Origin of the sequence: Brevundimonas sp., from assembly GCF_047617075.1 — a bacterium.
Classification (GTDB): domain Bacteria; phylum Pseudomonadota; class Alphaproteobacteria; order Caulobacterales; family Caulobacteraceae; genus Brevundimonas.
The window spans coordinates 42,829-57,608 of record NZ_JBLGCI010000005.1; the positions used below are offsets into that span (position 1 = coordinate 42,829).

Sequence of the window (14,780 nt, forward strand, 5' to 3'; positions counted from 1 at the left end):
AAACCGACTGTTCAAAAAGGATAACGACCATGACCATCATCAATCGCATCAAGCATGTGGGCAGCCTGGCCGCCCGTCTGGCCGCCGGAACCGCCCTGGGCGTCGGCCTGTTCGCCGCCGTCGCGGGAACGCCGAGCTTCGCCATGGCCCAGGAGGCGGCGCCGCCCCAGGGGCCGGCCATGTGGGTCGTCTCTGACGCGGACTCCACCATCTATCTGTTCGGCACGGTGCACCTGCTGAAGCCGGAAACCCAGTGGCGTACGGCCGAACTGGACGCCGCCCTGGCCGAGGCGACCGAGCTGTGGCTTGAGGTGCCCAATGTGGACGACCAGGCGGCGGCCATGCCGCTGATCCAGCAATACGGCCTGAACATCGGCGGCGCGCCCCTGTCCAGCCTGCTGACCGAGGAAGAGAACGCCCAGCTGGCCGCCGCGGCCGCCGCCATCGGCGTTCCCATCGCGGCCACCGAAGTCATGCAGCCCTGGCTGGTCGGTCTTCAGGTCTCCGTCGCCGCCACCGTGCGGGCCGGTTATGACCCGGCGTCCGGCGTGGACACCCGGCTGAAGGCCTCCGCCGATGAGGCGGGAACGCCGGTGCGCGGTTTCGAGACCCTGGAGCAGCAGTTCCGCTTCTTCCATGACCTTCCGCAAGAGGTCCAGCTGGAGTTCCTGCGCCAGTCCCTGGCCACCTGGGAAGAGGCGGACGAGATGCTGGACGCCATGGTCGAACTGTGGGCCGCCGGCGACGTGGAAGGTTTCGAGGCACTGGTGGTGGACGAAATGCAGGCTGAGTGGGGCCAGCTCTATGACGTCCTGCTGGTCGACCGCAACGCCGACTGGGCCGGGCAGATCCAGACGATGCTGGAAGGCTCGGGCACGGCCTTCATCGCCGTGGGCGCCGCGCACCTGGCCGGCGACGACAGTGTCCAGTCGATGCTGGAAGACCGGGGCGTCACGGTCACCCGCCGCTGATGTCACGCCCATGAGGAAAGGCCCGGCGCGCGCGCCGGGCCTTTTCTTGTTCGCCCATTCATCGGATAAGGCGAGTGAGCCTCGCGGGCGTAGTTCAGAGGTAGAACGTCAGCTTCCCAAGCTGAATGTCGGGGGTTCGATTCCCCCCGCCCGCTCCAGACGTCATGGAAATCGACGCGTTCCGCCACGACCTGTGCGGACGCTGATTTCAGCCTCCGTATCGCGCCAGAACTTCCCGCGTGTGCTCGCCCAGGGCGGGCGGCGGCTTGTCACTGACGGCGGCCGCCCCGTTCATGCGAACGGGACTGGCGACGGTGCGGATGGGCGCGTTCAGGTCGTTGCGGGTCTGTTCGACCGTCAGGCCGCGCGCCACGGCCTGGGGCTCGGCGAAGACCTGATCCACCGTGTTGACCGGGCCGCACGGCACGCCGGCGCGCTCCAGTCGCCGCATCAGGTCGGCCATGGTCAGGGGCGCTGTCAGCGCCGACAGGATGGGGCCCAGCTCTGCGCGGTTCGCCACGCGCCCTGCGTTGACGGCGAAACGATCATCGGTTCCCAGATCGTGCTCCCCCAGGGCCGTGCAGAGGTTGCGGAACTGGCTGTCATTGCCGACCGCGATCACCACCATGCCGTCCGTGCAGGGAAAGGGCTGGTAGGGCGACAGGTTTGGATGGGCGTTGCCCATGCGGGTCGGCGCCGTACCGGACACGAAGAAATTGGTCGCCTGATTGGCCAGCACGGCGGCCTGGACGTCGAACAGGGCGATGTCGATGTGCCGGCCCTCGCCCGTTTCGCGCGCGGCGGTCAGGGCCGCCAGAACGGCGTTCGAGGCGTAAAGGCCGGTGAACAGGTCGGCGACGGCGACGCCCACCTTCATGGGTTCCGCCCCCGGCGCCCCGTCCGGCTGACCGGTGATGGACATGAGGCCGCCCATGGCCTGAATCATGTAGTCGTAGCCCGCCTGATGCGCGCGCGGCCCCGTCTGGCCGAACCCGGTGATGGAGCAATAGACCAGCCCGGGATTGACCGCCTTCAGACTGTCGTAGTCGAGGCCGTACTTCTTGAGGCCGCCGGTCTTGAAGTTCTCGACGAGAATGTCGGCGTCGGCGGCCATGCGGCGGATGAGCGCGGCCCCTTCCGGGCTGGCGATGTCCAGGGCCACCGATTTCTTGCCCCTGTTCGCGCACAGGAAATAGGCGGCGTCGCCGGGCGAGCCGTCCGCACGGGTGGTGAACGGCGGGCCCCAGCCGCGGGTGTCGTCGCCGGCGCCGGGCCGCTCGATCTTGATCACCTCGGCGCCCATGTCGGCCAGCAACTGGGTGGCCCAGGGCCCGGCCAGAACGCGCGAAAGATCAAGTACGCGGACGCCGGACAACGGTGCGGAAGGCGACTGGGGATCGTTCATGAAGCCCGGTCTAGTCCCGTCGGGCGGCGGCGGAAAGGCTTCAGTCGCGAGTCAATCCGCCGCCGCCGCGGATTTCGCAGACGTAGTCGGTGTTGGGCCGGCCGCTCTGCGTTCCGGTGGGGCTCAGAATGCCGCCGCGCTCTTGGCAGTCCTGACGCAGACGGTCCAGTTCCTCATGGTAGCGGTCGCCGGTCGGGCCGGTGGCGCAAGCGGCCAGCGGGACCAGGGCCATGGCGAGCAGTGCAATGCGCATGTCAGTCTCCCGATTGTTGTTCATCAAGACATCAACCCGTCGCCGGGGCGAGGGTTCATCCACAGGCCGATGATAGCACGCACAGCGCGCTTTGCTCATTGCGTTCGAAACTGCAGATCAGCCAGCCGGGCGTACAGGCCTCGTTGCGCCATCAAGGTCTTGTGATCGCCGCTCTCAACCACCCGGCCCTGGTCCATGACCACGATCCGGTCCGCGCGCAGCACGGTGGCGAGCCGATGCGCGATCACCAGTGTGGTTCGGCCTTCCATGGCTTCGTCCAGCGCCGACTGAACCAGGCGTTCATTCTCGGCGTCCAGGGCGCTGGTGGCTTCGTCCAGCAGAAGAATCGGCGCGTGGCGCACCAGAGCCCGGGCGATGGCGAGGCGCTGTCTCTGACCGCCCGACAGGGACCGGCCCCGCTCGCCCAGCGGCGTTTCAAGGCCTTGGGGCAGGGCGTCCAGGAAGTCCAGGGCCTGGGCGCGTTCGGCCGCCTCGCGCGCTTCCTCCAGCGTCACGTCCTCGCGGCCGAAGCGGATGTTTTCCAGCGCCGAACCTGAAAACAGCGGCGCCTCCTGCGACACCCAGGCGAAACGGGCGCGCACGTTTTCGGGGTCAGCCTCCCGCACATCGACGCCATCCACCAGCACCTGTCCCGCCTGGGGGTCGTAGAAACGCAGCAACAGGCGGAACACCGTGGACTTGCCCGCGCCGGACGGGCCGACCAGCGCCACGGTCTCGCCGGGCCTGACGGTCAGATCGAAGCCCTTCAGCGCCGGCAGGTCCGGACGGCCGGGATAGGCGAACGACACATCGGACAAGGCCACCTCGCCGCCCGGGGGTGAGGGCAGAGCGCGGGCCGCGGCGGGCGGGGCGATGGACGGCTCGGCGCGCATCAGTTCGTCGATGCGCTCCATGGCCCCGGCGGCCTTCTGCACCTCGCCCCAGCTTTCGCCAAGGGCGCCCACGGCCCCGGCGGCGAACACCGAGAGTAGAACGAACTGAAGAAGGGCGCCCGGCGTCATGGTCCCGGCGACCACGTCGCGCGCTCCCAGCCACAGCACCAGGGCCACGCCGCCGAACATCACCGCGATCACCAGCGCCGTCATCCACGCCCGGGCGGTCATGCGGCGCAGGGAGGCGGCGAAGGCGGCCTCCACCGCGCCGTCGAAGCGGGATCGTGCGGTCGCCTCGCGGCCGAAGGCCTGCACTGTTTCGATGGCGTCCACGCTTTCGCCGGCGAAGCCCACGGCGCCGGCGAACCGGTCCTGGGATTCCACGGTCAGGCTGCGCACCTTGCGGCCGAACAGGAACAGCGGGGCGATCAGCAAGGGCGTGGCCAGCATGACCATGCCGGTCAGCTTGGGGCTGACGATGAACAGCAGGATGGTGGCGCCGATCAGGGTCAGCAGATTGCGCAGGGCGTAGGACACGGCGGTGGTCAGCAAGGCATCCACCAGCTGGATGTCCGTGGTCAGACGCGACAGCACCTCGCCGGTGCGCATATGGGTGAAAAAGGCCGGGTCCAGCCCCATCACCCGGGCGAATACCGCCTGACGCATGTCGGCGATCATGCGCTCGCCGGTCTTGGTCACGTAGAAATAGCGGAACGCCGTGGCCAGCCCCAGGCCGACGGCGTTGGCGCCCAGGATCAGGAACCAGACGTCCAGATCGGCCCCGCCGTTCTCGAAGCCGTTGTCGATGGCGCCGCGAGCGGTCACCGTCAGGCCCAGCGAAGCGGCGGTGGACACCAGCAGCCAGGCGCCCGCGATCAGGGCGCTGCCCCAATGGCGCATCAGGAAGGGGAACAACCGCCCCAGCGGGCGGATGTCGCGTCGCCGCGCGCGTCGGTCGGCGCCCTCGCGCATGGCGTCGGCCAGCACCGCGCCGGGACCGGGACGGTCGTGAAGGTCGGCGCGGGGGAGCGGTTCAGGAGCGGTCATGGCCGCGCCTCTTGCCTCAGAAGGCCCATGGGTGTAAACGCCGCCCCTCTCCCGCCGGGGCTTCCGGCGGGTTTCCATTTTCTGCGCGCGGACGGTCGGTATCGTCCCGACCCAGTTACGGGGCGCTATTCAGGACACGCCGGACCGATGAAAAAGGACATTCATCCCGACTATCACTTCATCAATGTGGTGATGACGGACGGGACCACCTACCAGACGCGCTCGACCTACGCCAAGGAAGGCGCGACGCTGAACCTGGACATCGACCCCACCACGCACCCGGCGTGGACCGGCGGCAACCAGGCGCTGCTGGATCGCGGCGGCCGCGTGTCGCGCTTCACCAACAAGTACGGCGGCTTCCTCAAGAAGTAAGGCGCGGCCTTCGGGCCACAGCCGCGACGAACAAGAGCGCCGGTTTCGCGACCGGCGCTTTTTGTTTGGCCGGAACGCCGGTAGGATTGGCGTGTTGGGACAACTGGGGCGTCCCGGCGGATGACGCCGGACAAGACTGGGCTTTCTGATGGCGATGAATCGACGACAACTGACCCTGGCGGCGGCCGCCTCGGCCCTGGCTTCGGCCGTGCAGGCCCAGACGCCCTACACAAGCCAACCCGGCGTCACGGCGCCGACCCCGCCGCCGAGCGATCCGGCGGCGCGGGCCTTTTACGACAGTTTCAACGTCCAGCTGAACCGCGCCCCCGCCGCGCTCCGGCCCGAACTGCGCCGCCTGTACGAGATGGCGGGATGGCGGCCGATCTGGACGGCGGCGCGTGTGCGGGCTCTGGGTCAGGTGGCCGAGCGGGCGGAGCGCCACGGTCTGTCCGGCGCCGACTATTTCGACTTCGCCGGTCTGGCCTCCGATCCGGCCAGCGCCGACATCCGCACCTCGATTTCGGCGCTTGGCTACGCGCGGGTGCTGGCCGAAGGCGCCGTGCGTCCCGAGACGGTCGAGAACCTGTGGGAGATGCAGAAGAACCGGGCGGATCTGGCCGCCGGCCTGCACGATGCGGTGTCGCGCGACCGGGTGCTGGACTGGTTCGAGGGCCTGGCGCCCACGGATATCGGCTACACCAATCTTTCGGCGGGTTATGTGCGTTATCGCCGTCTGATCCGCGAGACCGGCGGCTGGCCGGCCTTTTCCCAGGGCGCGACCATCGAGCCGGGCGCCATGGACCGCCGGGTCCCGGCGCTGATCGCCCGCCTGGCGGCGGAAGGGGATCTGACCGATCGTCAGGCCCGGGCCTTGGCCCTGAACGGAGACGTCTACGGCCCCGATCTGGAGGAGGCGGTGCGCGGCTTCCAGCTGCGGCATGGCCTCGGCGTCGACGGCCGCATCGGGCCTGCGACCCAGCGTTCCCTGTCCGCCTCTGCCGAGGACCGGGCCCGTCAGATCGCCCTGAACCTTGAGCGCCGCCGCTGGCTGAAGCGCGAGTTGTCACCCGAGCGCATCGAGGTGAATGTCGCCGCGGCCATCATGGTCTACTGGAAGGACGACCGGCCGGTGCACTCCAACCGCGTCGTCGTGGGCACCGCCGGCAACCAGACGCCGAGCCTTGAAAAGCCATTCGCCTCGGTGGTGGCCAATCCGCCCTGGTATGTGCCGGCCTCCATCGCGCGCAACGAGATCCTGCCGCGCGGTCCGGCCTATCTGGCGTCCCAGAACATGTACATCGGCTCGGCGGGCAATGTGATCCAGCGCGCCGGTCCCAATGCGGCCCTGGGCTATGTGAAGTTCGAGCTGCGGGACAGCCACGCCATTTTCCTGCACGACACGCCGTCCAAGGCGGCGTTCAACAGCGCCTTCCGCCATCGCAGCCACGGCTGCGTGCGGGTGCAGAACGCCGTGGATTTCGCCCGATTGCTGCTGTCGCCCGATCCGACGCGCCTGTCCGAGTTCGATACGGCGCTGGACAGCCGCCGCACACAGCGGGTGGAGACGGGCCGCGAGATCAGCGTACGCCTGCTGTACTGGACCGCCTTCGTGGACGGTCAGGGACGGGTGGCGTTCCGTGAAGACGTTTATGACCGCGACGCCCGGCTGGCCGAGGCTCTGGGCATCAATCTCAGCCTGCCCCAGCCGGTGAGCGCGGCCCAGCCGGACGAGGAGGACGTCGGTCCGTAAGTTCAGCCGCCAAAGGCGGCGGCGAGACGATCGATCTGACTCTGGACCGGATTCGGGCCGGCCGTGACGGCCTCATCGCCGTACATGCGCCGGTCCAGATACAGCACCCGGTCGTACAGCTTTTCCGAACGGACCAGATACTCCACCAGGGCGATGGGCAGTTCCGCATGGGTCGGGGTGGTCTCGAGCTTGCGCTCGGCCAGGCGGTGGCGGCGCTCTGCGGCGGCCTGGGGCGACATGTCGCCTTCGCGTACGGCGCGCTGGACCAGCAGCCAGGACGCGATCTGCATCAGGCGCGTGGTCAGCTTCATGCTTTCGGCGGCATAGGCCAGGGCGGCGGCGCGCGACAGCAGCTTGGAGTCTCGCCGACCGTCGCCATCCAGATAGGCGGCGGTGTCCTCCACCAGCTCCATGCCCTCCTGAAAGGTCCGGTCGAAAAGCTCCGAGCGCGAGAAATCTCCCGTTGCGGGAGCCACGTTCGATCCGCTGGCGGTCAACTCAGACATGCACTGTTCCCGGCGCCCGATTCCGACACCCATGCTGGCGCCGCCGACCGGGATTGCAACCCGCGTGCCATGACCGCCCCCAGTTTCGCGTCAATCCGGCGCAAATATCAGGATTTGAAGGAAAACAGGGCGTCCGCGTCGCTCTTTCGGGCTTGTTTGGACGCGCGCGCCGCCTCGGACCGGACGATTTCCGCCTTCAACGCCTCGATGCGCTCATCCAGATCCTCGACCGAATAGAGGTCCAGATCCTCGCGCGTCAGATCCCTGACGGCCGCGCCGCGCGCCGGACGGGGACCCGCATCCTCGAAAACCATCGCCTTGCTCCCTCGCCTTTGCGTCCGTCCCCTGACCGCTTATGAAAACGCGCGGACGTCAGGGATTGCAAGGGCCGGACATGCGGGTGATCGAGATTGAAGGCGGCAAGGGCGCCGCCGAGGCGCTGGTGATAGGTGAGCGTTCCACGCCGGAACCCGGGCCGGGTCAGGTTCTGATCCGCGTGCGGGCGGCCGGGATCAATCGGCCTGACATCCTTCAGCGCAAGGGCCTTTATCCGCCGCCGCCGGGCGCGCCGGACATTCTGGGACTGGAGGTGGCGGGCGAGGTCGAGACCGTTGGGGCGGACGTGAACCGCTGGCGGCCCGGCGACCGGGTCTGCGCCCTGCTGGGCGGCGGCGGTTATGCCGAGTACGCGGTGGTGGATGCGCGCCATGTGCTGCCGATCCCCGCCGGTCTTGATTTCATTCAGGCGGCGGCCCTGCCCGAAACCGCCTTTACCGTCTTCACCAACGTGTTCGAGGATGGCCGGTTGGCGACGGGCGAGACCCTGCTTGTGCACGGGGCCACATCCGGCATCGGGGTCATGGCGATCCAGGCGGCCAGGGGGGCGGGCGCCCGGGTCATCGCCACCTCGCGCGGCGCGGACAAGGCGAAGGCGGCGGCGGCGCTGGGCGCCGACGTCTCGATCGATGCTTCGGACGGACAGTTCCTGCAAGCCGTACAGGACGCGGGCGGGGCGGACGTGGTGCTGGACATGGTCGGCGCAGCCTATGCGCAGCAGAACCTTCAGGCGCTGAAACCGGGCGGACGCTGGGTGGTGATCGCTTTCCAGTCGGGAAATATGGCCGAGGTCGATCTGTCCCGCCTGATGCGCGGCCGCCTGACCCTGACCGGATCGACGCTGAGGGGCCGGAACGCCGACGAAAAGGCGCGTTTGGCCGAGGCGGTCGAAACGACCTTGTGGCCCTGGATCGCGGACGGCCGCGTCCGGCCGGTCGTGGATCGCGTTTTTCCGTTGGAGGCCGCGTCGGAGGCGCACAGCTTTCTTGAAGCCGGCGCGCACACCGGCAAGGTCGTGCTGGCCGTCTAGAGCGCGGCGTAGAGCGCCTCGAACAGCCGCAGTGCACGCGGGTCGCCGATCAGGTGCGGCGACTGGCGGGTCATCACATAGGCCGCCGAGACGCCGGTCTCGGGGTCCGCCATGGCGCAGGAGCCGCCCCAGCCGTAGTGCCCCAGCGTGCCCGGGTTCGGCCCGAAGATGTTCAGGCCCTCGTTGCGCATCCAGCCCGCCGCCCAGCGAATGGTGAAGGGCAGGACGCGATCGGGGCCGTGGATGCGCTGGCGGGTCGCCTCGGCCAGGGTTTCGGCCGACAGGATGGTCTTGCCGTCCAGTTTTCCGCCGCCCGCCAGCACGCCCATGATGCGCGCCAGGGCGTCGGCGCGGGCGTGCATGTTGGCGGACGGAATCTCCATCTTGCGCCACTCGGTCGAGCCGCGACCACCGGGGGCCGAGCCGCGATCGAGGAAGGCGGCTTTCTTGACGGCGTCGATGGTCCCCAGATCGGGCGGGGCCGAGGGCTTGCGCAACTGGGCCACGCGGTCGTGCTGGTCCTCCGGCAGGCCGATCCACAGGTCGAGATCGAAGGGCTCGGCGAAGTCCTCGCGCAGGGCCGTGCCCATGGTCCGCCCGTCCAGCCGGCGGAACACCTCGCCCGCCAGATAGCCGATGGTGATGGGGTGATAGCCGGACGCGGTTCCGGGTTCCCACATGGGGGGCTGGGCGGCCAGCCGCTCCAGCACCGCCTCGGGCTCGAACCAGACGGATGGGTCGACGGTCTGGTCGAAGCCGGCCAGACCCGCCTGATGACTCATCAGCTGGCCCAGGGTGATCGTGTCCTTGCCCGCCTGTCCGAATGCGGGCCAGACGTCGGCCACCGGGGTGTCGTAAGTGACGAGACCGCGCTCCACGAGCGTGGCGATCATCAGGCTCATGACCACCTTGCCGGTGGAGAAGACCGGGACCAGCGATCGGTCGGTGAAGGGCGTGGTCTTCGCCGCGTCGGCGTGGCCTGCCCACAGGTCGATGACCGTCTCGCCGCCGATGCAGACGGAGAAACGGGCGGCCAGTTCGTCCAGCCCTTCCGGGGCGCCGGTGAAATTGGCGGCGAAGGCGTCCTTCACGGCGGCGAAGCGGTCGGGGCAGGGTCCGTGGATATCGATCATGCCCCGCACTTAAGCCCTGCGAGCCGCAATGTCAGCCGAGCGGCGCCATGACCACAGCCGTGGCGGCCCCGTTTCGCTCCAGGGTTCCGCGCCATCCGGCGCCGTCGCGCTCAAGCTCGAGGCGAGCGGGTCCGTCCGGGTCGTCCACGTCAATGACCAGGGTCTGGCCCGAGCGTACAACCAGCGACAGGGCGCCGAGGCGTCGGCTGGTCAGGGCGGCCTCGGGCGCCGCGGGCTCGCGCCAGGCGCCTTCCACCAAAGCCCCGTCGCCCCGGTCCATCATCAGAAGCTCCAGCACCGGCGTTCCATCTGACGCGGCCACGCGCCAGAGGCCGTCAAGAGGTCCCATGAGGGCGTTGGCGCGCATGGCGGCGGAGGTCACGCCTTGTTGATAGACCACCTCGGCGTCCGTCGGCGTGGCTTCGTAGGTTCCGTCGTAGGCCTGAAGGACGACGGGCGTCTCCAGTGCCCGCCGCGTGACCATATAGGCGTCGCCCTCGGCCTGCGGCGTGTCCCAGGAGGGCTCATAAGGCCGCACCGGCGGGCCGGAATAGCGTTCCTGCGACGTGGGCGAGGCGGCGGTATAGGGAACCGGGCCGTCCTGGACGGCGGTCATGGCGAGGGTCGCGGCGAGCCAGATCATGGAGACAAGCTAGCGGCTGAACCCCGCGGCGCAAGCGCGGCCTTGCGAGACGCGAATTCGACCCGCACTTGTCAACTGTGACGCCTGGGCGCGTTGACACCCCCATGCGCCGGTTCGTAAAGCCTTCGGCACTGCATCATCGCTGATTTTACAACGGTTTGAGAACGATTCGCATGTCGACCGCCTCAGACGCCGACGACGACCAGACCGGCCGTTTCGTGCGCCAGCCCAACGGCCGTATCCGGCCCCTGTCTCCTCACCTTCAGATCTGGCGCTGGCACGTGACCATGCTGGCCTCGATCCTGTTCCGCGCGACCATCGGGGCGGCCAGCTTCGGCGCCATCCTGGTCATCGGCTGGCTGACGGCCCTGGCCTTCGGGCCGGAGGCGTTCGCGGGCGCGGCGGGCTTCATGGGATCGCCTCTGGGCCTGATCATCGGGTTCGGCCTGACGCTGGTGCTGTTCTCGTTCATCCTGAACGGCGCGCGCCACGTATATAACGACACGGGCAACGGTCTCAGCGTGCCTTCGGCGAACCTGCTGTCGCACATCGCTGTGTGGGGGCCGGTGGTGCTGGCGGTCCTGTTCTGGGTCGTGCTGTTCGCTTCGGGGAGGGTTTCGCTGTGAGCGGCTATGCCCAGTACAAGAACCGCGTGAAGATCTCCGAGCGCCACGGCTCGGGCGAATGGGTCGTTGAGCGGGTTTCGCTCCTCGCCCTTATCCCGCTGGGCGTCTGGACGGCCTTCAGCGCCTTCACCCTGGCGGGCGCGGACTATGAGACCGTGATGGCCTGGTTCGGCCGCCCGCTGAATGCGGTGCTGGCGGCCCTGACCCTCGTCGTGTTCCTGGGCTACGCCGCCCTGGCCTGGAAAGTGATCATCGAGGATTACATCCACCGTCCGAACAACAAGGCCCTGCTGCTGGGCCTGTCGAACCTGATCTTCCTGGTGCTGGCCGCGGCCGGCGTCTTCCTCATCACGCGGCTGGCGCTGGGGTCTGCGCCGCTGCCCGCCGGCTTCGGGGCCTGAGTTCAGATATGGCTGCTTATGAATTCGTCGATCACGAATACGACGTCGTCGTCGTGGGCGCCGGCGGCTCCGGCCTCCGCGCCGCGCTCGGCGCCGCCCAGCAGGGGCTGAAGGTCGCCTGCGTCACCAAGGTCTTCCCGACCCGCTCCCACACCGTGGCGGCGCAGGGCGGTATCTCCGCCTCACTGGGCAACATGGGCGAGGACGACTGGAAGTGGCACATGTACGACACCGTCAAGGGGTCGGACTGGCTGGGCGACCAGGACGCCATCGAATATCTGGTGCGCGAGGCGCCCAAGGCCGTCTACGAGCTTGAGCACTGGGGCGTGCCGTTCAGCCGCACCGAGGACGGCCGCATCTATCAGCGGGCCTTCGGCGGCATGACCCGCAATTTCGGCGAGGGCCCGGTGCAGCGCACCTGCGCCGCCGCCGACCGCACCGGCCATGCCATCCTGCACACCCTGTACGGCCAGTCGGTGCGCCGCGAGGTGAAGTTCTTCATCGAGTATTTCGCTCTGGACCTGATCATGCAGGACGGCGCCTGCACCGGGGTGACCGCCTGGCAGCTGGACAACGGCCAGCTGCACCGCTTCCGCGCCAAGCTGGTGATCCTGGCCACCGGCGGCTACGGTCGCGCCTATTTCTCGGCCACCAGCGCCCACACCTGCACCGGCGACGGCAACGCCATGGTGCTGCGCGCCGGCCTGCCGCTGCAGGACATGGAGTTCGTGCAGTTCCACCCCACCGGCATCTACGGCGCCGGCTGCCTGATCACCGAGGGCGCCCGGGGCGAGGGGGGCTATCTGACCAACTCCGAGGGCGAGCGGTTCATGGAACGCTACGCCCCCTCGGCCAAGGACCTGGCCAGCCGCGACGTGGTCAGCCGTTCCATGACCATCGAGATCCGTGAAGGCCGCGGCGTCGGTCCCAACAAGGACCACATCTTCCTGCATCTGGATCACCTGGATCCCAAGACCCTGCACGCGCGCCTGCCGGGCATTTCCGAAAGCGCCAAGATCTTCGCGGGCGTGGACGTGACCAAGGCCCCGATCCCGGTCCTGCCGACGGTGCACTACAACATGGGCGGCATCCCCACGAACTATCACGGCGAGGTGCTGACCAAGGTGGGCGAAAACGCCGACACGGTGGTGCCCGGCCTGATGGCCGTGGGCGAGGCGGCGTGCGTTTCGGTGCATGGCGCGAACCGTCTCGGCTCCAACAGCCTGACCGATCTGGTGGTGTTCGGCCGCGCCGCCGGCCTGCGCGCCGGCGAGGTGGTGGACAAGGCCGCGCCGGTCCCGGCCGCGCCCGCCGGCGCCACCGACGCGCACCTGGCCCGTCTGGACCGCTTCCGTCACGCCTCGGGCGACACGCCCACGGCCAAGCTGCGCGACGACATGCAGCGGGCCATGCAGTCCGACGCGGCGGTGTTCCGCACCGGCAAGACCCTGGACGAGGGCGTGGCCAAGCTGCGCGCCATCCACGCGGCCGGCGACGACATCAAGACCACCGATCGCGGCCTGATCTGGAACACCGATCTGGTCGAGACCCTGGAATACGACAACCTGATCGATCAGGCGCTGGTCACCATCGAGAGCGCGGCCAACCGCAAGGAAAGCCGCGGCGCCCACGCCCGCGAGGACTATCCGGACCGCAACGACGCGGAATGGATGAAGCACACCCTGGCGTGGAAGCGTCCGGGGCAGGGCGTGGCGATCGATTACCGACCGGTCCACGAGTACACGATGTCCAGCGACATCGACTACATCAAGCCCAAGGCGAGGGTTTACTAAGCATGGTCCAGCTCACCCTTCCGCGCGGTTCCAAACCCACCACGGGCAAGGTCCACAAGGCCCCCGAAGGCGCGACCAACGTCAAGACCTACAAGGTCTATCGCTATGATCCCGAGGTGGACGAGGCGCCGCGCTGGGACGTGTTCGAGGTCTCGGCCGACGATCACGGGCCCATGCTGCTGGACGCGCTGATCCACATCAAGAACACCATAGACCCGACCCTGGCGTTCCGCCGCTCGTGCCGCGAGGGCATCTGCGGATCGTGCTCCATGGCCATCGACGGCCGCAACGGCCTGGCCTGCACCAAGGGATGGGAGGAGTGTTCCTCCTCCACCATCTCCATCGCGCCGCTGCCCCATCAGCCGGTGGTCAAGGACCTGGTGACCGACCTGTCGCTGTTCTACGCCCAGTACGACTCGATCCAGCCCTATCTGCAGTCCGATGAGCCGGACCCGGATAAGGAGCGGCTGCAGTCGCCCGAGGATCGCGAGAAGCTGGATGGGCTGTACGAGTGCATCCTGTGCGCCTGCTGCTCCACCTCGTGCCCCAGCTACTGGTGGAACCAGAAGGACTATCTGGGCCCGGCGGCCCTGCTGCAGTCCTACCGCTGGATCGCCGACAGCCGCGACGACGCGACCCAGAAACGGCTGGACGACCTTGAGGACCCCTTCAAGCTCTACCGCTGCCACACCATCATGAACTGCACCCAGGTGTGTCCCAAGGGCCTGAACCCGGCCAAGGCCATCGCCGAGACCAAGAAGCTGATGGTGTCCAAGGAACGGAAGCGCGCGAAGGCCGAGGCCTAAGCGGACCCGATGGCGAAAATCACCTACATCGAGCATGACGGGACCGAGCACGTCGTGGACGTGAAGACCGGTCTGTCCGTCATGGAGGGCGCCATCCGCAACAATGTGCCGGGCATCGACGCGGACTGCGGCGGCGCCTGCGCCTGCGCCACCTGCCATGTGTATGTGGACCCGGACTGGCAGGCCGAGACCGGACGGCCGTCGGCCATGGAGGAGTCCATGCTGGATTTCGCCGAGGCGGTGGAGCCCAACTCGCGCCTGTCGTGCCAGATCCGGGTCAGCGACGATCTGAACGGTCTGATCGTGCGCCTGCCCGAGAACCAGCACTGACGCCCTCCACGGGGCACGTTCCTCACCGTCGGGCGTTCATCCGCGTATGATTTTCAAGGGAAAAGACGACCGCCGGGCCGAGCCGCGCCGCGCCACCAATGCGCCCGGCGTCGTGGTGGCCCCGGGTCTGGAAGTGGGCTGCGCACTGCTGGATGAATCCAAAGGCGGCCTGCGCATCCGGCTTCAGCGCGACCTGGCCCTGCCCGATATCATCGTGGTGGTGGACATTCCCGGCGGCGTTGGGCGCGAGGGCCGCGTCGCCTGGAAAAAGGGCCACGAGGTCGGCCTGAAGATCACCGCCGAATCCCGGCTGGGCGGTCTGGTCGCCCAACGCTTCGCCCCCGCCCGCGACGCCTGGCGCCGCATGGGCGGGCGATAAGACGGCATTCACGGAAAAAAATGGTGCCGCCTGCGTGACTCGAACACGCGACCCTCGCATTACGAATGCGATGCTCTACCGGCTGAGCTAAGGCGGCCCGGTGCGC

Annotated in this window: 17 protein-coding genes and 2 tRNA genes; 11 read left to right on the top strand and 8 right to left on the bottom strand. The window is 68.3% G+C overall.

Going from position 1 to position 14,780, the window contains the following annotated elements; all coding sequences use genetic code 11:
* Nucleotides 1-29 precede the first annotated feature (29 nt).
* Both ACI8U3_RS06710 and ACI8U3_RS06715 read left to right on the top strand, forming a co-directional pair.
* The gene (locus tag ACI8U3_RS06710) at nt 30-971 is read left to right on the top strand and encodes a TraB/GumN family protein (protein ID WP_415014097.1); all 942 of its coding nucleotides are present in this window, start codon (nt 30-32) and stop codon (nt 969-971) included.
* Between the two features lie 83 nt (nt 972-1,054).
* Nucleotides 1,055-1,129 (top strand) — tRNA-Gly (locus ACI8U3_RS06715).
* A 50-nt stretch (nt 1,130-1,179) separates the two neighbouring features.
* Here the strand turns inward: ACI8U3_RS06715 and ACI8U3_RS06720 are convergent.
* From ACI8U3_RS06720 to ACI8U3_RS06730, 3 genes are all read right to left on the bottom strand, one after another.
* Nucleotides 1,180-2,376, bottom strand: coding sequence for a CaiB/BaiF CoA transferase family protein (locus tag ACI8U3_RS06720; protein WP_415014098.1), 1,197 nt, complete (start codon nt 2,374-2,376; stop codon nt 1,180-1,182).
* A gap of 40 nt (nt 2,377-2,416) precedes the next feature.
* Entirely contained in the window at nt 2,417-2,629 is a 213-nt protein-coding gene (locus ACI8U3_RS06725; RefSeq protein WP_415014099.1) for a hypothetical protein, read from the bottom strand.
* 95 nt (nt 2,630-2,724) lie between these two features.
* A complete protein-coding gene (locus ACI8U3_RS06730; protein ID WP_415014100.1) occupies nt 2,725-4,569 on the bottom strand; it encodes an ABC transporter transmembrane domain-containing protein in 1,845 nt (614 codons plus the stop codon).
* 147 nt (nt 4,570-4,716) lie between these two features.
* Between ACI8U3_RS06730 and rpmE the strand changes: the two genes are divergently transcribed.
* Nucleotides 4,717-4,941 (top strand): 50S ribosomal protein L31, encoded by a 225-nt coding sequence (rpmE, locus tag ACI8U3_RS06735; protein ID WP_415014101.1) that lies wholly within the window; start codon nt 4,717-4,719, stop codon nt 4,939-4,941.
* A gap of 154 nt (nt 4,942-5,095) precedes the next feature.
* Nucleotides 5,096-6,691, top strand: coding sequence for a L,D-transpeptidase family protein (locus ACI8U3_RS06740; protein ID WP_415014102.1), 1,596 nt, complete (start codon nt 5,096-5,098; stop codon nt 6,689-6,691).
* 2 nt (nt 6,692-6,693) lie between these two features.
* Here ACI8U3_RS06740 and ACI8U3_RS06745 read toward each other — a convergent pair whose 3' ends face one another.
* Both ACI8U3_RS06745 and ACI8U3_RS06750 read right to left on the bottom strand, forming a co-directional pair.
* A complete protein-coding gene (locus tag ACI8U3_RS06745; protein ID WP_415014103.1) occupies nt 6,694-7,197 on the bottom strand; it encodes a DUF1465 family protein in 504 nt (167 codons plus the stop codon).
* A gap of 107 nt (nt 7,198-7,304) precedes the next feature.
* The gene (locus tag ACI8U3_RS06750; protein WP_415014104.1) at nt 7,305-7,511 is read right to left on the bottom strand and encodes a DUF1192 domain-containing protein; all 207 of its coding nucleotides are present in this window, start codon (nt 7,509-7,511) and stop codon (nt 7,305-7,307) included.
* Nucleotides 7,512-7,591: 80 nt separating this feature from the next.
* On the opposite strand from ACI8U3_RS06750, the gene ACI8U3_RS06755 reads away from it, so the two are divergent.
* A complete protein-coding gene (locus ACI8U3_RS06755; RefSeq protein WP_415014310.1) occupies nt 7,592-8,563 on the top strand; it encodes an NAD(P)H-quinone oxidoreductase in 972 nt (323 codons plus the stop codon).
* Here ACI8U3_RS06755 and ACI8U3_RS06760 read toward each other — a convergent pair.
* Both ACI8U3_RS06760 and ACI8U3_RS06765 read right to left on the bottom strand, forming a co-directional pair.
* Nucleotides 8,560-9,696: a serine hydrolase domain-containing protein gene (locus ACI8U3_RS06760; RefSeq protein ID WP_415014105.1), complete on the bottom strand. Its 1,137-nt coding sequence runs from the start codon at nt 9,694-9,696 to the stop codon at nt 8,560-8,562. The genes ACI8U3_RS06755 and ACI8U3_RS06760 overlap by 4 nt on opposite strands.
* A gap of 31 nt (nt 9,697-9,727) precedes the next feature.
* Nucleotides 9,728-10,339, bottom strand: a complete 612-nt coding sequence (locus ACI8U3_RS06765) for a hypothetical protein (RefSeq protein ID WP_415014106.1) — start codon at nt 10,337-10,339, stop codon at nt 9,728-9,730.
* Nucleotides 10,340-10,512: 173 nt separating this feature from the next.
* Here ACI8U3_RS06765 and sdhC point away from each other — a divergent pair, with 173 nt between their 5' ends.
* Genes sdhC through ACI8U3_RS06795 form a run of 6 tightly spaced genes read left to right on the top strand, consistent with a single transcriptional unit; the run spans nt 10,513 to nt 14,674 of the window.
* Entirely contained in the window at nt 10,513-10,965 is a 453-nt protein-coding gene (gene sdhC / locus ACI8U3_RS06770) for a succinate dehydrogenase, cytochrome b556 subunit (protein ID WP_415014107.1), read from the top strand.
* Nucleotides 10,962-11,366 (top strand): succinate dehydrogenase, hydrophobic membrane anchor protein, encoded by a 405-nt coding sequence (gene sdhD, locus ACI8U3_RS06775; protein ID WP_415014108.1) that lies wholly within the window; start codon nt 10,962-10,964, stop codon nt 11,364-11,366. Before sdhC ends, sdhD begins: the two co-directional genes overlap by 4 nt.
* Before the next feature lie 8 nt (nt 11,367-11,374).
* Nucleotides 11,375-13,159, top strand: a complete 1,785-nt coding sequence (gene sdhA / locus ACI8U3_RS06780) for a succinate dehydrogenase flavoprotein subunit (RefSeq protein WP_415014109.1) — start codon at nt 11,375-11,377, stop codon at nt 13,157-13,159.
* A 2-nt stretch (nt 13,160-13,161) separates the two neighbouring features.
* A complete protein-coding gene (locus ACI8U3_RS06785) occupies nt 13,162-13,965 on the top strand; it encodes a succinate dehydrogenase iron-sulfur subunit (protein WP_415014110.1) in 804 nt (267 codons plus the stop codon).
* Nucleotides 13,966-13,974: 9 nt separating this feature from the next.
* Complete coding sequence (locus ACI8U3_RS06790; RefSeq protein ID WP_415014111.1) at nt 13,975-14,295, top strand: 2Fe-2S iron-sulfur cluster-binding protein; 321 nt, start codon at nt 13,975-13,977, stop codon at nt 14,293-14,295.
* Between the two features lie 46 nt (nt 14,296-14,341).
* The gene (locus tag ACI8U3_RS06795; RefSeq protein ID WP_415014112.1) at nt 14,342-14,674 is read left to right on the top strand and encodes a PilZ domain-containing protein; all 333 of its coding nucleotides are present in this window, start codon (nt 14,342-14,344) and stop codon (nt 14,672-14,674) included.
* Between the two features lie 21 nt (nt 14,675-14,695).
* Here the strand turns inward: ACI8U3_RS06795 and ACI8U3_RS06800 are convergent.
* A tRNA-Thr gene (locus tag ACI8U3_RS06800) sits at nt 14,696-14,771 on the bottom strand.
* Nucleotides 14,772-14,780: the final 9 nt, after the last annotated feature.

Excerpts from the sequence above, each read along its gene's own strand:
- ACI8U3_RS06710 (WP_415014097.1), top strand. The coding sequence starts at position 30 with ATGACCATCATCAATCGCATCAAGCATGTGGGCAGCCTGGCCGCCCGT.
- ACI8U3_RS06720 (WP_415014098.1), bottom strand. The coding sequence starts at position 2,376 with ATGAACGATCCCCAGTCGCCTTCCGCACCGTTGTCCGGCGTCCGCGTA.
- ACI8U3_RS06725 (WP_415014099.1), bottom strand. The coding sequence starts at position 2,629 with ATGCGCATTGCACTGCTCGCCATGGCCCTGGTCCCGCTGGCCGCTTGC.
- ACI8U3_RS06730 (WP_415014100.1), bottom strand. The coding sequence starts at position 4,569 with ATGACCGCTCCTGAACCGCTCCCCCGCGCCGACCTTCACGACCGTCCC.
- rpmE (WP_415014101.1), top strand. The coding sequence starts at position 4,717 with ATGAAAAAGGACATTCATCCCGACTATCACTTCATCAATGTGGTGATG.
- ACI8U3_RS06740 (WP_415014102.1), top strand. The coding sequence starts at position 5,096 with ATGAATCGACGACAACTGACCCTGGCGGCGGCCGCCTCGGCCCTGGCT.
- ACI8U3_RS06745 (WP_415014103.1), bottom strand. The coding sequence starts at position 7,197 with ATGTCTGAGTTGACCGCCAGCGGATCGAACGTGGCTCCCGCAACGGGA.
- ACI8U3_RS06750 (WP_415014104.1), bottom strand. The coding sequence starts at position 7,511 with ATGGTTTTCGAGGATGCGGGTCCCCGTCCGGCGCGCGGCGCGGCCGTC.
- ACI8U3_RS06755 (WP_415014310.1), top strand. The coding sequence starts at position 7,592 with ATGCGGGTGATCGAGATTGAAGGCGGCAAGGGCGCCGCCGAGGCGCTG.
- ACI8U3_RS06760 (WP_415014105.1), bottom strand. The coding sequence starts at position 9,696 with ATGATCGATATCCACGGACCCTGCCCCGACCGCTTCGCCGCCGTGAAG.
- ACI8U3_RS06765 (WP_415014106.1), bottom strand. The coding sequence starts at position 10,339 with ATGATCTGGCTCGCCGCGACCCTCGCCATGACCGCCGTCCAGGACGGC.
- sdhC (WP_415014107.1), top strand. The coding sequence starts at position 10,513 with ATGTCGACCGCCTCAGACGCCGACGACGACCAGACCGGCCGTTTCGTG.
- sdhA (WP_415014109.1), top strand. The coding sequence starts at position 11,375 with ATGGCTGCTTATGAATTCGTCGATCACGAATACGACGTCGTCGTCGTG.
- ACI8U3_RS06785 (WP_415014110.1), top strand. The coding sequence starts at position 13,162 with ATGGTCCAGCTCACCCTTCCGCGCGGTTCCAAACCCACCACGGGCAAG.
- ACI8U3_RS06790 (WP_415014111.1), top strand. The coding sequence starts at position 13,975 with ATGGCGAAAATCACCTACATCGAGCATGACGGGACCGAGCACGTCGTG.
- ACI8U3_RS06795 (WP_415014112.1), top strand. The coding sequence starts at position 14,342 with ATGATTTTCAAGGGAAAAGACGACCGCCGGGCCGAGCCGCGCCGCGCC.